Below are 19,530 nucleotides of genomic sequence, written 5' to 3'. Positions count from 1 at the left end.
CCCTGTACGGTGCGATCAAATGACCTCGACTGTTGGCTCCCAACAGCCGCGTGATATTCCCTCGACTGAGCCAGAACACGTCGGCTGATACTGGATCGTGAAGATCGCGCCTTAAACCGCCCTCACCCCATCCAGCGCCAGCACCAGCTCCCTGAACCGGTCGCCGCGGATCTCGAAATTGCGGAACTGGTCGAACGAGGCGCAGGCGGGCGACAGCAGCACGACCGGCTCTGTCAGCCCGGCTTCCGCGGCATCGCGCGCGGCATTGGCGACCGCGACGTCGAGACTGACGCTGATCTCATACGGCACCTTGCCGTCCAGCGTCTGCGCGAAATCGTTGGCGGCTTCGCCGATCAGATAGGCGCCGCGGATACGCGGGAAGAATTCGGCCAGCGAGGTGATGCCGCCCTCCTTCTGCTTGCCGCCGGCGATCCAGAAGATGTCGTTGAAGGACGACAGCGCTTTCGCCGCGGCGTCGGCATTGGTGCCCTTGGAGTCGTTGACGAACAACGTCGCGCCCTGGCGCCCGACCTGCTCCATGCGATGGGCGAGACCGGGGAACGAGCGCAGGCCCTTCTGCAATACGGCCGAGCTGACGCCCAGCGCCAATGCGGCAGCAGAGGCACAGGCGGCGTTCTGCGCATTGTGCAGGCCGCGCAACGAGCCGATGCCGGCGATATCGACCACATCGCTTTGCGCGCCGCCGGCATTGCGCACAATGGTGCTGCCACGAATGGTGAGGCCATCGGCGAGCGGATGTTCGACGGAGACGCGCACCACGCGCTTGCCGGATTGCTCGATGCGATCAGCCGCCTTGCTGCACCAGTCGTCGTCGACACCGATGATGGCGGTGCCGCCAGCCTGCACACCGGCAACGAGACGCTCCTTCACCGCAGCGTAATGCGCCAGCGTGCCGTGACGATCGATATGATCGGGCGTGACATTGAGCAGGATGCCGACGGACGGATCGAGCGAGGGCGTGAGATCGATCTGATAGGACGACATCTCGATCACATGGACGCGGCCGGCCGTGGGCGGCTCCAGCGACAGGATCGCGGTGCCGATATTGCCGCCCATCTGCGTATCGAAACCCGCCTCGCGCATCAGATGCGCGACGAGCGCCGTCGTCGTCGATTTGCCATTGGTGCCGGTGATGGCAACGAAGGGCGCATCGGGCACATGCAACTTGCGCTCGCGGCAGAATAATTCGATGTCGCCGATAACCTCGACGCCGGCTGCCTTCGCAGCGACGACTGTCCAATGCGGCGCCGGATGCGTCAACGGCACGCCGGGCGTCAGGATCAGTGCGGCAAAGGCACCCCACGCCACCGTGCGCAAATCGGCGGTAATGAAACCGGCCTGCGTGGCCTGGACCATTCTGTCGATGCTGTCGTCACAGGCGATGACTTCGGCGCCGCCCGCCTGCAGCGCGTGGCAAGACGCAAGGCCGGAGCCGCCGAGGCCGAAGACGGCGACGGTCTTGCCGGCGAAGGATGTGACGGGGATCACGAGATCACCGCAGCTTCAGCGTGGAGAGGCCGACCAGCGCCAGCATCACCGAGATGATCCAGAAGCGGATGACGATCTGCGGCTCGGTCCAGCCCTTCTGCTCGAAGTGGTGATGGATCGGCGCCATGCGAAATACGCGCTTGCCGGTGAGCTTGAAGGAGGTGACCTGCACAATCACCGACACGGCCTCCAGCACGAACAGGCCGCCGATCACCGCGAGCACGATCTCGTGCTTCACGGCCACCGCGATGGAGCCGAGCATGCCGCCCAGCGCCAGCGAACCGGTGTCACCCATGAAGATCGAGGCCGGCGGCGCGTTGAACCAGAGGAAGCCAAGCCCTGCGCCGAGCACCGCGCCGCAGAGTACAGCGAGTTCGCCGGTGCCCGCGACGTAGTTGATCTGCAGATAGTCGGAGAACACCGCGTTGCCGGCGAGATAGGCAATCATGCCGAACGAGGCAGACGCGATCATGACAGGTACGATGGCGAGACCGTCGAGACCATCGGTGAGGTTCACGGCATTGCCGGCGCCCACGACGATGAAGGCGCCGAACAGCACGAAGAACCAGCCGAAATTCACGATCACGTCCTTGAGGAACGGGATCACCAGCGAGGAGGACAGCGGATCGCGGCCGAGCTTGACGAAGGCGAAACAGGCGGCACCCGCGATGATGAATTCGATCAGCAACCGCGTGCGACCGGCAAAGCCCTTGTGGCTCTGCTTGGTCACTTTGAGATAGTCGTCGTAGAAACCGACGAAGCCGAAGCCGAGGGTAACCGCCAGCACGATCCAAACATAGGGATTGCGCGGATTGGCCCAGAGCAGCGTGGAGACCACGAGGCCGGACAGGATCATCAGCCCGCCCATGGTCGGCGTGCCCACCTTGACCAGATGCGACTGCGGGCCGTCGGTGCGGATCGGCTGACCTTTGCCCTGGCGCAGGCGCAGATTGTCGATGATCCAGGGTCCGAACAGGAACACGAACAGTGCGCCGGTGACCACTGCGCCGCCGGTGCGGAAGGTGATGTAGCGGAACACGTTGAACACCGGCACGGTGCCCGCGAAGTCGATCAGCCAGTAGAACATTCAGTCCGCCCTATACCGCGGCGTCGTCGAGCGCGGCGTTGCCGGGAAAGCGCTTTTCGAGCGCGGAGACAATCGGTTTCATCTTCGAGCCGAGCGAGCCCTTGACCATGATGGCGTCACCGGCGCGGATCGCGGCCAGCACCTGCGATTCGAGCGCCGCCGCATCCCCGGCATAGCCGCCCCGCTTGCCCGTGGAAAGAGCATCCCAAAGGTTGCGCATCAGGGGACCACAGCAAAATACCAGATCGATGCCATTGGACTGCACCGCATCCAGCAACCCGGCATGAAGTTTCGCGCCATCGGCGCCGAGTTCGAGCATGTCGCCCAGCACCACGATGCGGCGACCCTTCGGCCCGACAGCCGCAGCGCCCAGCACGTTGATGGCGGCCGCCATCGAAGCCGGATTGGCATTGTAGCTCTCATCAATCAGCGTCGCCTCGCCGCCTGGCACTTCGAGCACATGGCGAGCGCCGCGGCCCACAGCGGGCACGACCTGCGACAGCGTCAGCGCGGCATGAACGAGATCGGCGCCCATCAATTCGGCTGCCGCCAGCACCGCCAGCGAATTCATTGCCATGTGGCGGCCGGGCATACCGAGCTTGTAGGTGACGTCATGGCCGAGGATATTGGCGTGCACCGCCGAGCAGGTTGGGTGCAATGAGACGTCGAGCAACCGCGCCTCAGCCTTCTGGTCGGCGCCGAACGAGACAATGCGCGAGACGCCGGCCTTCTTGGCGCTCTTCTGCAACCGCGCGAATTGCGCATTGTCGCGGTTGAGAATCGCGACGCCATCGGGCTCAAGCCCGGAAAAGATTTCGGCCTTGGCGTCGGCAATAGCTTCGACGCCAGCGAAGAATTCCAGATGCACCGGCTCGACGGTGGTGATGACGGCGTAATGCGGCCGGACCATCTTCACCAGCGTCTCGATTTCGCCGGCGTGATTCATACCGATCTCGAAGATCGCGAAACGTACATCGGCCGGACAGCGCGCCAGCGTCAGCGGCACGCCCCAGTGATTGTTGAACGACGCGACCGAGGCATGTGTCTTGCCCTGCGCTTCCAGCACACGGCGTAGCGCTTCCTTGGTCGAGGTCTTGCCGACCGAACCGGTGATTGCGACGATCGGCGCTTTCAGACGTGCACGCGAGGCGATGCCGAGTTCGACGAGCGCTGCGAGCACGTCGTCGACCACCAGCAGGCGCGCATCCGCGGGAAACTTATCGCGCTGCGCGGTTTCGACGACGGCCAATCCTGCGCCAGCTTTCAGCGCAGCCTCGACGAAGGCGTGGCCGTCATGCACGTCACCCTTGATCGCGAAATACGCCTCGCCGGATTTGATGGTGCGGGTATCGATGGAGATGCCGGTGATGCCTTCCGGCAGCGCGCCTTGCACCGTGGCGTGCATCGCGTCGGCCATCGCGGATGATGTCCAAAGAAACTCGCTCATGCAGTCCTCTTGGCAAGCGCCGCTGCGGCGGCCTCGTGATCGCTGAAAGGCAGCGTGCGGGTACCAACGATCTGTCCGGTCTCATGGCCCTTGCCGGCGATCAGGAGGGCATCGCCGGGCTGCAGGCCTTCGACGGCCACGCGAATGGCTTCGGCGCGGTCACCGATTTCGGTGGCGCCCTTCGCAGCCGCCATGATTGCCGCGCGGATAGTCGCTGGATTCTCGCTGCGCGGATTGTCGTCGGTAACGATCACACTATCGGCATTCTCGGCGGCAATCTTGCCCATCAGCGGCCGCTTGCCGGCATCGCGATCACCGCCGGCGCCGAACACCACGACGAGCTTGCGCTTGGCATAAGGGCGCAGGGCCTGCAGTGCCTTCGCCAGTGCATCCGGCTTATGTGCGTAATCGACGAACACCGGCGCGCCATTATGAGTGCCAACCTGCTCGAGCCGCCCCTTGGCGCCTTGGAGATGTTCGAGCGCGGCGAAGGTCGCATCGACATCACCGCCGGTGCCAATCACCAGACCTGCCGCGACCAGCGCGTTCTCGATCTGGAATTCGCCAACCAGTGGCAGCCTGATCGCGTAGGTCTTGCCGCGATGCTCAAGCGTGAGTTTCTGCGCGAAGCCTTCGACCGTGGCATCGACAAGGCGAATACCCTCGCCCACGCCGTCGCCCTTGCGACCGACCTTCATCAGGCGCAAATGGCGCGACTGCGCGGCATGGATGACTTGCGGCGAATGCTCGTGATCGGCGGCGATCACGGCGACGCCGCCATCAATGACGAGATTCAAAAACAACCGCAGCTTGGCACTGAGATAATGCGCGACGTCCGGATGGTAGTCCATGTGATCGCGCGACAGATTGGTAAAGCCGGCGGCGCTGACGCGCACGCCATCAAGCCTGAATTGATCGAGGCCATGGGACGACGCTTCGAGCGCGAGACGAGTGACGCCCTCGCCGGTGATCTCGTCGATCTGCTGGTGCAGCGAGATCGGATCCGGCGTGGTCAGCGAGCCATAGACGGTGCGCTTCGGCGAGACGAGACCGATGGTGCCGATGCTGGCAGAGGCATATCCGAGACGGCCCCAGATCTCGCGCGCAAAGGATGCGACCGAGGTCTTGCCCGATGTCCCCGTGACGGCGGCAATGACCGCAGGTTGGCGCGGATAGAATTTCGACGCCGCGAGAGCCAGCGCAAGGCGCGGATTGGGCGTGCGCACAAAAGGCACGGACAGATCGTCGGGCTTGTGGTCACCGGCGACAGCGACGGCACCTGACGCCAGTGCCTGCGCGATGAAACGCGAACCGTCGGTCTTCGCACCGGCGAGTGCGAAGAACAGATCGCCCGGCTTCACTGCGCGGCTGTCCACAGCCAGTCCGGTGACGGTGACGTCCCTTGCGGACTGCTCCATCACGGCATCAGGGTTGAACAAATCGCGTAGTTTCATGCTGCTCCGGGCAGGCCAGATCGAGGGACACATCGGGTTCCGCAACGCCACGCAAACCGCATTTTGCACCGGCTGTAAAGCGCAGATGCGGCGTTACTGAGTCACCTTGGATGTCGCAAGAATAAGGCGGTCGGACGGCGCCAGATCGAAGCGCGGCTCAAGCCCCAAAAGCGGCGCGATACGGGCGATCACATTGCCCCCCGTCGGCACCGCATTCCAGCCCGAGGTGATGAAACCATGGGTTTCCGGCAGCGCCTTCGGCTCGTCCAGCATCACCAGAACCTGGAATTGCGGATTGTCCATCGGCAGCACAGCGGTAAAGGAATTCAGCACCTGCTTCTTGGAATAGCGGCCGTTGACGACCTTCTCGGCCGTACCGGTCTTGCCACCGAGATAGTAACCCTTGGCCCTGGCTTCGGCCTGCCGCGCCGAACCGGTCTCGGCATTCAGGCGCATCATGTAGCGCACCTTGTCGCTGGTCTCTTTCTTAATGACGCGCTTGCCGATCTCCCGCGCTTCCTCTTCGGTGCGCTTCAGGAAGGTCGGCGGGATCAGCAGCCCGCCATTGATCATCGCATTGACGCCCATCACCGCCTGCAGCGGCGCCACGGCCATGCCGTGACCGAATGCGATGGTGATGGTGTTCAGTTCACCCCAGCGTTTCGGCACGATCGGCATCGCGCTCTCAGGCAATTCCGTCCGCAAGCGATCGAGCTGGCCGACTTTCTTCAGGAAGGCCTTGTGCGCTTCGACGCCCTGCCCGAGCGCGATCTTCGCAGCACCGACGTTTGACGAAAAAGTGAAGACTTCGGTGAGCGAGATCGGACGCGGCACCGGATGGGTGTCGTGGATCTTGAACTTGCCATAGCTCAGCGGGTAGCGCGCGTCATACATCGTATTGAGATTGGCCTTGCCGCTGTCGAGCGCCATCGCCAGCGTCAGCGTCTTGAAGGTCGAGCCCATTTCATAGACGCCGGTGGTCAGGCGGTTGATGCGGTCCGGATCGTGCGCTTCCTTCGGATTGTTCGGATCGAAGTCAGGCAGCGAGACCATGGCGACGATCTCGCCGGTCTTCACGTTCGAGACGAGCCCCGACGCCGCCTTGGCGCTGTACTTCGCCTTGGCCTTGAGCAGTTCGTCGCGCAGCGCATGTTCAACGCGCAGGTCGACGGCGAGCTCGACCGGCTTCTGCAGACGGTCGGACGCAAAGCCCGCGCGATGCAGATCTGCGAGGCCATTGCTGTCGAGCCATTTCTCGATGCCGGCAATGCCCTGATTGTCGATATTGGTCAGGCCGATCAGATGCGAGACCGCCGCACCGCTCGGATAGACGCGCTTGTTCTCGCGCAGGAAGCCGATGCCGGGAATGCCGAGGCGATGAATGTCGCGCTGCTGCTGCGGCGTGATCTCGCGCTTCAGCCAGGCAAAGCCCTTCTTGCTCATGATCCGCTCGCGCACTTCGGCGCCGTCGAGATCGGGCAATGCGCCAGTGAGCAATTCGACCGCTTCGTCCTTGTCGATGATGCGGCGCGGCTCCGAGAACAGCGACGGTGACTTCACGTCGGTCGCCAGGATCGCGCCGTTGCGGTCGACGATATCGGGACGTGCGGTCGCGATGGCGTCACGCGTGGAGCGGCGCTCGGCATGGGTGTCGCCGTTGACGGCAAACATGATCAGGCGCACGGCAATGATGCCGTACACACCGCCGAACGCGATCATCGCAAGACCGACGCGCGCACGTGCCTTCGCCGCACGATCGACGTTGCGCCCGTAGAGCAGGCTGCGGATCAGACGCTGGCGCCAGGGCTCCGGCGGCCGGGTGATCGGTTTGTTCGGGTCGAGTTGCGGACCTGTCACTGCGGATCCTCCGGCGCCGGCAGCGAACCGGTCACGATAGCCGGATCGATGGTATGGATCATCGCGCCGATCGGATCGGGCTCACCGGGCTTGGCAAAGTTCGGCGGCCGATCCGGCAGGTTCTTCATCGTGTCGAATTGCTGCGCCGTCACCGGCTGCAGCTTGAGATGACGTTCGGCCAGCCCCTGCAGCCGCATCGGCGCATCCAGCTTGGCCCATTCGGCACGCAACGACGCGATCGCATCGCGCTGTTCGCGAATATCGGCATGCAGGCGCAGCACCTTCTCGGTGCGCACCGTGGATTCCATCTTGATACGATAGACATAGGCGGCGGCGAAGACGAGAACGGCGATCACGAGAAGGTGGATGATCCGCATGGTCAGCCTCCCCTCAACACGGAGGCGAGCGTCGGCCAGCCCGGCAACGGGCCGGCATCCTGCGCCGGCGCATCGGTGCGCTCGGCGCCGCGCAGCTTCGCAGAGCGCGCGCGCGGATTGGCCTTGAGTTCTTCGTCGCCAGCAGTGATCGGGCGCTTGTTGACGAGCGAGAAGCGCGGACGGGATTGCGCGACCTCCGGCAGATGCCGCGATCCGCCGCCGGTCTTGCTGCGTTCGGTCATGAAATTCTTGACGATGCGGTCTTCCAGCGAATGGAACGAGACCACCGACAGCCGGCCACCCGGCTTCAGCACGCGCTCGGCGGCGGCGAGCGCGGTATGCAATTCATCGAGCTCTGCATTGACGAAGATGCGCAGCGCCTGGAATGTCCGCGTCGCCGGATGGATTTCGCCGGGCTTGGCCCACACGACCTTCTGCACGACATCGACGAGCTGTTTCGTCGTTTCGATCGGCGCTTCCTTGCGCGCCGCGACGATCGCGCGCGCAACAGAGCGGGAATGCCGTTCCTCGCCGAAGATATAGATGATATTGGCGAGATCGGCCTCGGAGGCCTTCGCCACCACATCGGCCGCGGTCGGCCCGTGCTGGCTCATGCGCATGTCGAGCGGGCCGTCGAAACGAAACGAGAAGCCGCGTTCGGCCTGATCGATCTGCATCGACGACACGCCGACATCCATCACGACGCCATCGACGAGCGGCTCGCCCTGCGCGGTGCACACATCGGCGAGATTGGAGAAGCGATCCTCGACCAGCGTGAGACGGCCGTCAGATGCGTCGACCAGATCGAAACCACCCGCGATGGCGGTCCGGTCGCGATCGATGGCGATGACGCGGGTTCCCTCGGTCGCGAGAATGGCGCGGGAATAGCCGCCTGCGCCGAATGTGGCATCGACATAGATGCCACCGGCGCGCGGGCTCAGCATGTCGACGGCTTCGACGCCGAGAACGGAGATATGTCTTGTATCGGGCGTGCTCATGCGCGCGCCGGCCGGAGGCGTGCAGACAGCGCGTTCCGTTCCTTCGCATCGAGGCGCAAAATCAAACTGGACACGAACAGGCCCATGTCGCCTCAACTGTCGGCGCGCCGCCTGGCTTTTCCTCCTGAAAAGCCCGGTCGCCGCGCGATTGCGGGTTCCATTCGACGCGCCACCCGCGTTTGGCGCGGGAAAGGCCGGACGTCCGCATGGATTTGTCGGGATTGCCATGGGATTTGAACGTCAAAACGGAACTTTGGCCGCCCTTTTCAGGTTGGCTCTTCACCACTCAGTAACGGCACTTAGCGTTAAGAAAGCGTTGATGGGTTGGAGAGCAATCAATCAATTGCAAGTGCCGGTTTCATCGTAGTGCTGATGCTTTAAGCCCACAGTGGATAAAAATGGGGCAAAACTGTATGCAGTCGTTGCATAGCGAGGTGCCAGTCGGGGATAGTACGCGCCTGCGGCACAACCGATATGTGCCGCTGTTCTCGTGACCGATTTGAGTTTTCTGATGGCTTCACCTTCGTCCGCACCCGCTGGATCCGACTCCAAGCGTCAACGCGCCCTCCCGATTCCCAAGGGCGCTGCGGACATGCCGACCTTTACCCCGGATTCTTCCGTCGTTTCCGACGTGATCCCGTCGCCGAATTTCGGTGAGCGTAACAAGGGCCTCGTGCCCGATATGATCGTGCTGCACTATACCGGCATGCCCGATCCGGAAGGCGCGATCGCGCGCCTGTGCAGCGCGGGCACCGATGTCTCTGCCCATTACATCGTGCTCGAGGATGGCCGCATCGTGCAGACGGTGCCGGAAGCCAAGCGGGCCTGGCACGCCGGCGTCGGTTTCTGGGCCGGCGAAGAGGACATCAATTCCTGCTCGATCGGCATCGAGATCATCAATCGCGGCCATGACTGGGGCTATCCGGATTTTCCGAGCCGGCAGATCGCCGCCGTCACCGCGCTGTGCCGCGGCATCATGCTGCGTCATGACCTGCAGCCGCATCGCGTGCTCGGCCATTCCGACGTCTCGCCCTCGCGCAAGAAGGATCCCGGCGAAAAATTCCCGTGGCACTCGCTGGCCAATTCGGGCGTCGGACACTGGGTGATGCCGGCGCCGATCGTGCGCGGCGAAACTATGAAACTCGGCACTGCAGGCGACGACGTACTGGCGCTGCAGCATGCATTGGCGCGCTATGGCTACGGCATCGAGACCGATGGCCAGTACAATGCTCCGACCATGGAAGTGGTCACCGCCTTCCAGCGCCATTTCCGTCCCGAGCGCGTCGATGGTCTCGTCGATCACTCGACGCTGACCACGCTGCAGGCCCTGCTCGCCAGCCTGCCCAGCGAAGCGTCAGCCTAGATCTCCGGATCGGTCATCTCGTCCAGCTCAGCCAATCGCCGCGCGTAAAGCCGGCGCAATGGCTCAAGTTGTGTGGCCGCACTGGCCCGATGATACGCATCGCGGGCGGCATCGCGCCGGCCAAGACGGCGCAACAGGTCGGCGCGCACGGCCGGCAGCAGATCGTAGCCGTCGAGTCCGCCCCTCGCCTGCAATGCGTCGACCAGATTCAAGGCACGCAGCGGACCATCGACCATCGCCACCGCGGCGGCATGGTTGAGCTCGATTACCGGCGATGGCCTGATCCGCAGCAGAACTTCGTAGAGCCCGGCGATCTGCGGCCAGTCGGTGGCTTGATAGCTTGGCGCCTGCGCATGCAGCGCCGCGATCGCGGCCTGCACCACATAGTCATCGGGTCGGCCCGGAGCGTGCAACGCGTCCTCGACCAGCCGCAATCCCTCGGCAATCTGTTGGTGATCCCACAGCGACCGATCCTGCGCTTCCAGCAGCACGATATCGCCATCCGCCGTAGCACGACCGGAGCGGCGCGCGTCGTGCAGCAGCATCAGCGCCAGCAGGCCTTTGATCTCGCGTCGCTGCGGCATTAGCGCATCAAGCAAACGAGCCAGCCGGATTGCTTCCCGCGCCAGGTCCGGCCGCATCAGATCGTCACCTGACGTGGCAACGTAGCCTTCGGTGAAAACCAGATAGATCACGGCCAACACGCCGCGCAGGCGCTGTTCGAGCGCATCCAGCACAGGCACTTCATAGGGAATTCCGGCGATGCGGATCTTCTGTTTGGCACGCACCAAACGCTGCGCCATGGCGTCTTCGCCGATCAGAAACGCCCGTGCCACCTGAGCGGTGCTCAATCCACAGACGGTCCGCAGCGTCAGCATCACCTGCACCTCCACGGCGAAAGCCGGATGGCAGCAGATGAAAATCAGCCGCAACATGTCGTCGTCGAGAACGGCGTCATCACAGCGATCGTCATTTGCGCACGCATTCAGCAACAGCTCGTGCGTCACCTGTTCCTGCTTGCCGCGAAACGAGACCTGACGCCTGACACGGTCGATCGCCTTGTTGCGGCCGACATTAACAAGCCACGCACGCGGGTTTGCCGGCGGCTCAGCGGTTGGCCATCTTTCAAGCGCAACTGCAAAGGCATCCTGCAACGCATCTTCAGCCAAATCGAAATCGCCGACGAGGCGGATCAGCGTCGCCAGCGCGCGACCCGCCTCGTTGCGAAAGATCTTGTCGATTTCGGCCAGCGTCATGGTGTCAGTTATAGACCCAGATCGGCCGCACCTCGATCGAACCGACCCGCGCACTGGGAATCCGCGCCGCAATCGCCAGTGCGGCATCGAGATCCTTGGCGTCGACCAGATAGTAACCAGCGAGCTGTTCGCGCGTCTCGGCGAACGGACCATCGGTGGTGAGCATCTTGCCTTCGCGCACCTGCACCGTCGTCGCTGTGGTCGTCGGTTGCAGCCGGTCACCGGCCTTGAAATTGCCGCTCTGGACGATGGACTGGGTGAACGCGCCATATTCCTCAAGCATCTTCTTGCCTGTGGCGGCGTCCATTTTCGCGTATTCGGCTTCGTTCTGGTAGATCATCAGCAGATACTGCATTGCGTTCTCTCCTCTTGAGCGGCGCATTCGCCGTGACATGGGCATGATCGGGTCCGAAAACTGGTTGCCACTTTCCGGGATCATGCGGTCAGTCGAACGAACCGGCAGCAGAACGACATCTTCAGGATAATTTATTTTGGCAAAGACTGCGCGCGTTCCTGGCTTGACGCCACGGCCCTGAGCCTCCATGCCTGTGCCGTCAGTCGGCTGGACGGCCGCTCCCGCTACGGTCGAAAGGCTGCGGGAGAGGAAAGTCCGGGCTCCATCGACATACGGTGCCGGATAACGTCCGGCGGGGGTGACCCCAGGGAAAGTGCCACAGAGAACGAACCGCCTCGCCTCCCTCCGCAAGGAGTTGGTGCGGTAAGGGTGAAAAGGTGCGGTAAGAGCGCACCGCGTATCCGGCAACGGAAACGGCATGGCAAACCACACCGGGAGCAAAACCGAATAGGGACGGCAAAGCAGTCAGTTCGCTCACCTTGAGCGATAACACTGCGGGGCAATGTCTTGCTCGCTGTCCGGGTAGGTTGCTTGAGGCCATAGGCAACTATGGTCCCAGAGGAATGGCCGTCACGTATCGCCGGTGCAAATCGGCGATGCCCTACAGAACCCGGCTTACAGGCCGGCTGATAACTTTCTGAACAACGAAGGGCCCGGCGCAAAACGCCGGGCCCTTCGCCAGTTCTGGCGCCGGTGACCGCACATAAATCTGCTTCAGTCCCGTCCTGCCTGAATGATCGCCTCTGCGAGGCGTGCAGGATTGCTGAAGAACATTTCATGGCTGCCCGGACATTCGACCAGTCGAAACAGACCAAGACGTTCGGATAGTCGCGGATGCCATGGCAGGCTGTGTGGCAGCGCAATGTCCTGCTGACAATTCACGTAGGATTTCCCGACCGCAAGTTCGGCGAGAGGCTTGCTCAGCGAAATCTTGTCGGTGAATGTCTTGTAGGGATGCGGATTGAGTTGCTCATAGGCCGACTTCGCCAGTCCGAAATCGGCATCGTTGATAAAAGCGTCACGCCAGATTTCGAACGGCAGCATCACCGCGTTGTTGTTGGCGGCAGCGATGGAATCGAACAGACCAAGGTAATGCGGGGGCACCATGTCGTTGAGCGACTGTCCGTCCAGCGGAACGAAGGCGTTGACATAGACCAGCCGCTTGATGCGTTCTGCCATACGGTCCGCGACGCCTGAAATCACCATGCCGCCATAGCTGTGTCCGACAAGGCGTATGTTCCGCAGATCTTCCTTCTCGATGTAATCCGCGATCGAAGCGATGGCTTGCGTCAGTCCAACACTGCTGCGGTCGTCATTTGCGTTGTTGCCAGCGACCGTCGGGCAATGAACCACATGCCCGCTCGCACGCAGATGACCGGCGACCGCGTCCATCTCCTTCCCCGTGTGCCAGGCGCCGTGAACCAGGACGTATAGATCTGCCATGCAATCCTCCCGATGTTTCCCGGACATTCATAAACACCGACATGCCGGGCAGATGGCCGGATTGTGCCAGCCCAATCGACGATTTGCGTCACAGGCTATCGTCGGCGCCTGAACTCGCCAGGTGTCACACCCAGATATTTGCGGCACTGCCGGATAAAATGTGATGGATCCGTCAGGCCGACCTTCTGGCCGATGCCACCGATACTCACGCGGTCGAAGCGCGGCTCGGCCAGCATCTTGCGGGCCATTGACATACGGCAGTCGGCAAGCAGCCCGCTAAAGGTCACGGACGCGCTGGCGAGACCGCGATGCAGCGTGCGCTCCGAGATTTGCAGTTGCGCGGCAATCGACGCTGCAGTGAGGCCGGGCTCGGCATAGCGTTCGCGCAGAGCGCGACGAATCCGATCAATCAGCGCGGCCGTGCCGGACGTCTCCGCCGGCGACTGCGTCACATCGCCTTCCAGTGTCAGAGCCAGCAGGGCTCCCAATTGATCGACGAGGAGAGGCGCCGGCAGCGGACTGCGAACGGCCAGCTCCGGTGACCATTGCCAGACGAAGCCGCTCAGTGCCAGTCCCCAGCCAGACTGTCCATCAATCACCCGGCCAAGATGCTGCTCGGGCGCGGTAAGCCAGCGCTCGACCCATCCCATCGGCAGCTCCAGCGAAATCGTGTCCGACGTCACCGGAAAATGAAATTCATAGGGGCGCCGCGAATCCACCAGGAGAAGATCATGGGGGCGCAACATCGCCGTTCTCTCGCATTGCATGGCCGACCAGTTCCGGTCGGTCTTGCAAAGCAGATAGTAAAAATTGGACTGGCCGCGCGCGATGGCGCGTCTGGTGCGATAGACATGCTGGGGATCGCCTCGAACTTGATTGACCCCAATCACATCGAGCTGCCCGCGTTGTAGTTCGGACGCAAAGCTCGCGGGCGCGAGGCTGGCGATATCCATCTCCAGAAAGCCTTCGCAGACCGCGGAAATCCAGTAATCCAGCCGTCGTTCCGGCTCGACGAGAGCAGTCGACCATGTCTGAATGTCCGGCGAGCAATCCATCGTCGACCCCCAATACGGTCTATACTGGTCGCAGGATCGACAGAGTGTTGCGCAAAGCAGGAACTGTCAACGACATCCGATTTTGCGACGACGGGCGTCACCGTGCGGGTGTCGCCACGATCGGCTCGCCCACGGGGGACGAACGCATTCACGACATGCGCCAAAATGCGAACGAGGGCCAACGGCGGCCCCCGTTCCTTCCTGATATCATTCCGCGGCGGCGGTGCGATCGAGATCCAGCACCTGACGCTCGAACAGACCGCGATAGATGCCACCCGGTCGCGCTGTGAGCGTGGCATGCGTGCCCTCTTCCGCGATGTGCCCGTGATCGAACACCAGAATGCGATCGAGGCTGCGCACGGTCGACAGGCGATGCGCGATCACGATCGAGGTGCGGCCTTTCATCAACCGCTCCATCGCCTCCTGGATCAACGCCTCCGACTCTGAATCAAGGCTCGATGTCGCCTCGTCCAGAATCAGCACCGGTGCGTCCGCCAGGAATGCACGCGCCAGCGCGACACGCTGCCGCTCGCCGCCCGACAGTTTCACACCACGCTCACCGACCAGCGTGCCGTAGCCTTTCGGCAGCCGGGTGATGAAGTCATGCGCATTCGCCAGCCGCGCCGCCTGTTCAATCGCCGCCATGCTGGCGCCGGGCCGGCCATAGGCGATGTTGTCGGCCAGCGAACGGTGAAACAGGATCGGATCCTGCTGCACAATCGCAATCCGGCTGCGCAGTGACTCCTGCGTGACCTCTGCAATGTTCTGACCGTCGATCATGATGCGCCCGCTCGAGACATCGTAGAGCCGCTGGATCAGCTTGACGAAGGTCGTCTTGCCGGAGCCCGAACGCCCGACCAGACCGACGCGTTCGCCCGCGCGGATGTCGACCGACAGCCCGTCATAGAGCGGCGTGGCATGACCGCCATAGTGGAACGTCACGTCATCGAACAAGATGCGCCCGCCCATGATGGCAATCGGCTTGGCATCGGGTGCATCGGCGATGCCGAGTGCGACATCATGGATGGCGACAAGCTCCTCCATGTCGTTCACCGAGCGCTGCAGGTTGTTGATGTGCATACCGACATCGCGCAGATAGCCGTGGATGACGACATAGCTCGTCAGTACATAGGTGACATCGCCCGCCGTCGCCTGACCTTGCAGCCACAGCCACAAGGCGCCGCCGATCACCGCTGTGCGCACGCAGAGCAGCACTGCGAGCTGCACCGTGCTCGTGGTGTTGTAGCGATACCATGTGCGCGCCACGCGCACACGCCAGCGGCCGACGACCTGCCCCAGCCGCTCGTCTTCGCGGCTTTCCGCGCCGAAGGATTTCACCACGGCGTTACAGGTCAGGGCATCCGCCAGCGTACCGCCAACCTTGGTGTCCCATGCATTCGACACGCGCGCGGCCGGCGCGATGTAACGCGTGGAGAACCACACGGTCATGGCGATATAGGCGACCGTGCCGACGGCGATCACACCGCCCAGCGCCGGCCAGTGCCAGCCGAGCAGCAGCATCGAGCCAAGCAACACCACCAGCGACGGCAGCAGCGCCATCAACAGCGTGTCGTTGAGCAGATCGACCGCCCACATTCCGCGCGTGACCTTGCGCACCGTGGAGCCCGCAAAGCTGTTGGCGTGCCAGTCGGTCGAGAAACGCTGCACGCGCGCGAAAGCCTCGCGCGACAGATCCGACATGATGCGCAGCGTGAACGGAACGATGGCGTGGATGCCGAGTAGCCGCAGCAGCATCGACGTCGCGCCAAGCGCCACAATGGCGCCAAAGGCTGTGAATGCCGCCTGCCGGGCCGCCGGATCGGCGCCGCCTTTGGTGACGGCATCGACCAGTTGCCCGGAGAACAGCGGCATGAACAGATCGGCCACCGTTGCGCCCAGCAGACCGACAGCAACTGTCGCCGCGCGCCCGGGCTGCCGTAACCAATGCCGGATCACGAAAGGGATCACCACGCGGATGGCGGCGGCGCGGTCCTTCGATTTCAGAGTCATGACTTCATCCGGCAGCGCCCCTGCGCAGACCGGCTCCATGGTTTGACACGCAACGGCGGGGCCGAGCGCGAGCGTCCTAAAAGTACAGAAACGGGAAAGATCAGGATGATCGGGACATCAGGCCCGACCGGCAGAGGCGGAACCGGGGCTCAACGAGCCCGCATAAACCCGCATGCGTGCACCGAACCGAGAATTCCGGAGAGCAGATCAATCGACTTCATGCAGACTCTCCCTCGGGTTCGAGCAATGTAAGGTAGTTTTATAGATGTGCCGCCGACTTTTGGCAACATGATGGCCGGCTTCAATCGCTGATTGGCGATAGAACCGCTCCAGCCGCTCTAGCTTTTTGTTTTGACGCGTTTTCTTGACGCGAACCGGCATCCACTTCGCTCGAAAACGCTCTAGTGCCCGCCGCCGGCATTGGCGGGATTGCTGGGCTTGTTCAGCAGCATCACCATGAGGCTGAGGCCGACATAGAACACCGACAGCGCGAAGAACGCATCGCCAAAGCTCATCACGACGGCCTGACGATGCACGATCTGCGACAGCTGCTTCATCGCCATGCGCGAGGCGTCGCCCATGCCCTGGAACTTCTGGGTGAACATGTTGAGCATCTCGACCGCCTGCGCATTACCCCAGGTGACCTTGTCGTGCAGCCGCGTGATGTGGAAGTCGGTGCGGTGATCAAGCACGGTGTTGATCAGCGCGAGGCCGAGTGCGCCGCCAAGATTGCGCGTCAGATTGAATAGGCCGGAAGCGTTCTTCAGCATCTGCGGCGCCAGCGTGCCGAGCGCAATGTTGTTGATCGGCACCATGGCCATCATCATGCCGATGCCGCGCAGGATTTGCGGCAGCAGCAATTCGTAGAAATCGAAATCGCGCGTCACCCAGGTCATCTGCCAGGTGCCGGCAGCGAACAGCACCAATCCCGTCATGATGAGATAGCGCATGTCGATTTTCTGCATCAGACGCGCCACCAGCGGCGCCGTCAGGAACATCGCAACGCCCGAGACGAACATGGTCTCGCCGATCATCAGCGCGCTGTAGCCACGAATTTCGGCGAGATAGCGCGGATAGAGATAGGTCAGGCCGTAGAGGCCGATGCCGACGCAGAACGAGAACAGACAGCCCAGCGCGAAATTACGATCGGTGAAGGCACGGATGTCAACGATGGGCTCCCGCGCCGTCAGCACGCGCCAGAAAAATGCGATGGCCGACAGCAGGCAGATGACCGCGAAGATCGCAATCGACGTGTCCTGGAACCAGTCGTTACGCGGCCCCTCTTCCAGCACATATTCCAGCGAACCGAGGAAACCCGCCATGAAGCCGAGGCCCCACCAGTCGAAATGATCGAGCAGTTCGAAATGCGGCTCGTCGAAATCCACCAGCGCGAGCACGCCGATGGTGATGCCGATGCCCGGCACCACATTGATGAAGAACAGCCAGTGCCAGGACAGCGCATCGGTGATGTAGCCGCCCACCGTCGGGCCGATGGTCGGCGCCAGCGTCGCGACGAGGCCGATGATCGGGCCGACGATGTGGAATTTGGAGCGCGGAAACACCGTATAGGCCGAGGCGAACACCGTCGGGATCATGCCGGCGCCAAGGAAGCCCTGGATCGCGCGCCACAGGATCATCTGCTCGATCGACGAGGTGAAGCCGCACATCAGGCTGGCGAAGGTGAATCCGGCGGCCGAGATCGCAAACAGCAGCCGCGTGCCGAGGGCGCGCGACAAAAAGCCGGACAGCGGGATCGCGATCACTTCCGCGATCAGATAGGCCGTCTGCACCCAGGAGACTTCGCTGGACGACGCGGACAATCCGGCCTGGATTTCAGACAGCGAGGCCGAGACGATCTGAATGTCCAGGATCGACATGAACATGCCGAACACCATGATCAGAAACGCGATCAGGCGTTTCGGCGCGACATAGTCCGCAGCCGGAGCGGCCGGCGGTGCGCTTGACACGGTGGTTGTCGTGGACATCTGCTTGTCCTGACTTAGCGCGCGGGTTCTGCACCCGGCTTGGTGTTGACGCGGACATAGACCGACATGCCGGCGCGCAGCAGGTTTTCCTTGGCGACGTCAGCCGGCACCCTGAGACGCACAGGCACACGCTGCACGATCTTGGTGAAGTTGCCCGTGGCGTTATCCGGCGGCAGCAGCGTGAATACCGAGCCGGCGGCCGGCGCGAGGCTTTCCACCGTGCCTTCGATGGCGCGGCTGCTATCGGCATCGAGCTCGATCGAGACCGGCTGGCCCGGCTTCAGGCGGCGCAGCTGCGTCTCCTTGAAGTTGGCATCGATATAGACGTCGTTGAGCGGCACGACATTGCCAAGACGCTGACCCATCGAAACGAAATCACCGGTCGAGATGAGGCGGTTCGAAAAGATGCCATCCACCGGCGACTTCACGGTGGTGAAATCGAGATCACGCACGGCCTTGTCCAGCGCGCTCTGCAATTCGGCGAGCTGCGCACGCGCTTCGTTCTGCTGCGCCTTCGTCACTTCGACGCTGCTTTTGGCTGCATCGACGGAGGCCTTCGCGGCCTTAACGGCAGCCGAGGTCTGATCACGGTTCGACTGCGAGGTCTCGTAGACCGAGCGCGAGGCAAAACCCTGCTTGCTCAGCGTTTCCTGACGGTCGAATTCAAGCGAGGCGCGATTGGCAGCCGCATCGGCTGACGCAAGCTGGGCCTGCGCCTGCTCGACAGCGCTTTCCTGCGCGCCGACCTGACGGCCGATGCGCTCAATGGTGGCCTTCTGGGTGTCGATCTTGCGCTTCGCGGCATCGACGGCGATGCGATAGTCGCCGTCATCGATCCTGAAGATCACCTCGCCGGCCTTCACCGCGACGTTGTCGCCCGGCAGGATCTGCGCGATGTGGCCCGATACGCGCGCACCCAGCGTGGTGTTGCTGGCGCGGACATAGGCGTCGTCGGTCGAGACGATGAAGCGGCCGACCAGATAATAGTTCACGCCATAATAGACGCCTGCGACGGCGAGCAGCGCGCCGACACCGAGCAGCACTTTTTTCTTCTTGCCGGATTTTGGAGCAGCGGCCTGCGCGGTCGCGGCCGGTGCTGCTGTGGCGGGCTGTTCAGGTGCGGGCGCATCCGCAGGACCGCGGGCTGCGGGTTCATCCGCTGCGGGCGACACGACGCGCACCGGCGCGCTGTCAGTCTCGCCTTCGGGGCGAATGATACGGGCAGCCTGGTCGCGTGGTCCGGCCATTCCGGCCTCCTCAAACGTGAGAATGCGGACACCATCGGACATGCCGGGTCCCCGCTTGCTGCGGCAATATGTAAATTGACCGAACGG

Annotated in this window: 15 protein-coding genes and 1 other RNA gene; 2 read left to right on the top strand and 14 right to left on the bottom strand. The window is 62.9% G+C overall.

The genetic code is table 11. The features are described 5' to 3' along the window. Positions 1 to 111: 111 nt before the first annotated feature. The 7 genes from murD to rsmH all read right to left on the bottom strand — a co-directional run bounded on the left by murD (position 112) and on the right by rsmH (position 8,729). The gene (murD, locus tag AB8A50_RS00795) at positions 112 to 1,509 is read right to left on the bottom strand and encodes a UDP-N-acetylmuramoyl-L-alanine--D-glutamate ligase (protein WP_439076431.1); all 1,398 of its coding nucleotides are present in this window, start codon (positions 1,507 to 1,509) and stop codon (positions 112 to 114) included. Between the two features lie 4 nt (positions 1,510 to 1,513). Next, complete coding sequence (gene mraY, locus AB8A50_RS00790; protein WP_068732324.1) at positions 1,514 to 2,596, bottom strand: phospho-N-acetylmuramoyl-pentapeptide-transferase; 1,083 nt, start codon at positions 2,594 to 2,596, stop codon at positions 1,514 to 1,516. 10 nt (positions 2,597 to 2,606) lie between these two features. Beyond that, positions 2,607 to 4,043, bottom strand: a complete 1,437-nt coding sequence (locus AB8A50_RS00785) for a UDP-N-acetylmuramoylalanyl-D-glutamyl-2,6-diaminopimelate--D-alanyl-D-alanine ligase (protein ID WP_439076430.1) — start codon at positions 4,041 to 4,043, stop codon at positions 2,607 to 2,609. Then, positions 4,040 to 5,497 carry a UDP-N-acetylmuramoyl-L-alanyl-D-glutamate--2,6-diaminopimelate ligase gene (locus AB8A50_RS00780; protein ID WP_439076429.1) on the bottom strand — a complete coding sequence of 486 codons (1,458 nt, stop codon included), beginning with the start codon at positions 5,495 to 5,497 and terminating at the stop codon, positions 4,040 to 4,042. Before AB8A50_RS00780 ends, AB8A50_RS00785 begins: the two co-directional genes overlap by 4 nt. 93 nt (positions 5,498 to 5,590) lie before the next feature. Continuing rightward, positions 5,591 to 7,354 (bottom strand): peptidoglycan D,D-transpeptidase FtsI family protein, encoded by a 1,764-nt coding sequence (locus AB8A50_RS00775; RefSeq protein ID WP_231077580.1) that lies wholly within the window; start codon positions 7,352 to 7,354, stop codon positions 5,591 to 5,593. Beyond that, a complete protein-coding gene (ftsL, locus tag AB8A50_RS00770; RefSeq protein ID WP_439076428.1) occupies positions 7,351 to 7,731 on the bottom strand; it encodes a cell division protein FtsL in 381 nt (126 codons plus the stop codon). The genes AB8A50_RS00775 and ftsL overlap by 4 nt, the downstream gene beginning before the upstream one ends. A gap of 2 nt (positions 7,732 to 7,733) precedes the next feature. Continuing rightward, positions 7,734 to 8,729, bottom strand: coding sequence for a 16S rRNA (cytosine(1402)-N(4))-methyltransferase RsmH (gene rsmH / locus AB8A50_RS00765; RefSeq protein ID WP_439076427.1), 996 nt, complete (start codon positions 8,727 to 8,729; stop codon positions 7,734 to 7,736). 511 nt (positions 8,730 to 9,240) lie between these two features. Between rsmH and AB8A50_RS00760 the strand changes: the two genes are divergently transcribed. Next, complete coding sequence (locus AB8A50_RS00760; protein ID WP_439076426.1) at positions 9,241 to 10,092, top strand: N-acetylmuramoyl-L-alanine amidase; 852 nt, start codon at positions 9,241 to 9,243, stop codon at positions 10,090 to 10,092. Here the strand turns inward: AB8A50_RS00760 and AB8A50_RS00755 are convergent. Beyond that, a complete protein-coding gene (locus tag AB8A50_RS00755; protein WP_439076425.1) occupies positions 10,089 to 11,348 on the bottom strand; it encodes an RNA polymerase sigma factor in 1,260 nt (419 codons plus the stop codon). The genes AB8A50_RS00760 and AB8A50_RS00755 overlap by 4 nt on opposite strands. Before the next feature lie 4 nt (positions 11,349 to 11,352). Further along, on the bottom strand, positions 11,353 to 11,703 hold the full coding sequence (locus AB8A50_RS00750) for a YciI family protein (protein WP_439076424.1): 351 nt from the start codon (positions 11,701 to 11,703) through the stop codon (positions 11,353 to 11,355). 199 nt (positions 11,704 to 11,902) lie between these two features. Here AB8A50_RS00750 and rnpB point away from each other — a divergent pair. Beyond that, an RNA gene (rnpB, locus tag AB8A50_RS00745) (RNase P RNA component class A) lies at positions 11,903 to 12,337 on the top strand. 80 nt (positions 12,338 to 12,417) lie between these two features. On the opposite strand, the gene AB8A50_RS00740 is transcribed toward rnpB, so the two are convergent. From AB8A50_RS00740 to AB8A50_RS00720, 5 genes are all read right to left on the bottom strand, one after another. Continuing rightward, complete coding sequence (locus AB8A50_RS00740) at positions 12,418 to 13,146, bottom strand: alpha/beta hydrolase (RefSeq protein ID WP_089267355.1); 729 nt, start codon at positions 13,144 to 13,146, stop codon at positions 12,418 to 12,420. 95 nt (positions 13,147 to 13,241) lie between these two features. Beyond that, the gene (locus AB8A50_RS00735; RefSeq protein ID WP_439076423.1) at positions 13,242 to 14,201 is read right to left on the bottom strand and encodes a helix-turn-helix domain-containing protein; all 960 of its coding nucleotides are present in this window, start codon (positions 14,199 to 14,201) and stop codon (positions 13,242 to 13,244) included. A gap of 207 nt (positions 14,202 to 14,408) precedes the next feature. Beyond that, complete coding sequence (locus tag AB8A50_RS00730) at positions 14,409 to 16,211, bottom strand: ABC transporter ATP-binding protein (protein ID WP_439076422.1); 1,803 nt, start codon at positions 16,209 to 16,211, stop codon at positions 14,409 to 14,411. A 401-nt stretch (positions 16,212 to 16,612) separates the two neighbouring features. Then, positions 16,613 to 18,196, bottom strand: a complete 1,584-nt coding sequence (locus AB8A50_RS00725; protein ID WP_439076421.1) for a DHA2 family efflux MFS transporter permease subunit — start codon at positions 18,194 to 18,196, stop codon at positions 16,613 to 16,615. Between the two features lie 14 nt (positions 18,197 to 18,210). Beyond that, positions 18,211 to 19,443 carry an HlyD family secretion protein gene (locus AB8A50_RS00720; RefSeq protein ID WP_439076420.1) on the bottom strand — a complete coding sequence of 411 codons (1,233 nt, stop codon included), beginning with the start codon at positions 19,441 to 19,443 and terminating at the stop codon, positions 18,211 to 18,213. Between the last annotated feature and the right edge of the window lie 87 nt (positions 19,444 to 19,530).

Origin of the sequence: Tardiphaga sp. 841_E9_N1_2 (genome assembly GCF_051811065.1) — a bacterium.
Classification (GTDB): domain Bacteria; phylum Pseudomonadota; class Alphaproteobacteria; order Rhizobiales; family Xanthobacteraceae; genus Tardiphaga; species Tardiphaga robiniae.
The sequence above is the reverse complement of the archived record's forward strand: the minus strand, read 5'-3'. Positions and strand labels throughout refer to the sequence as shown.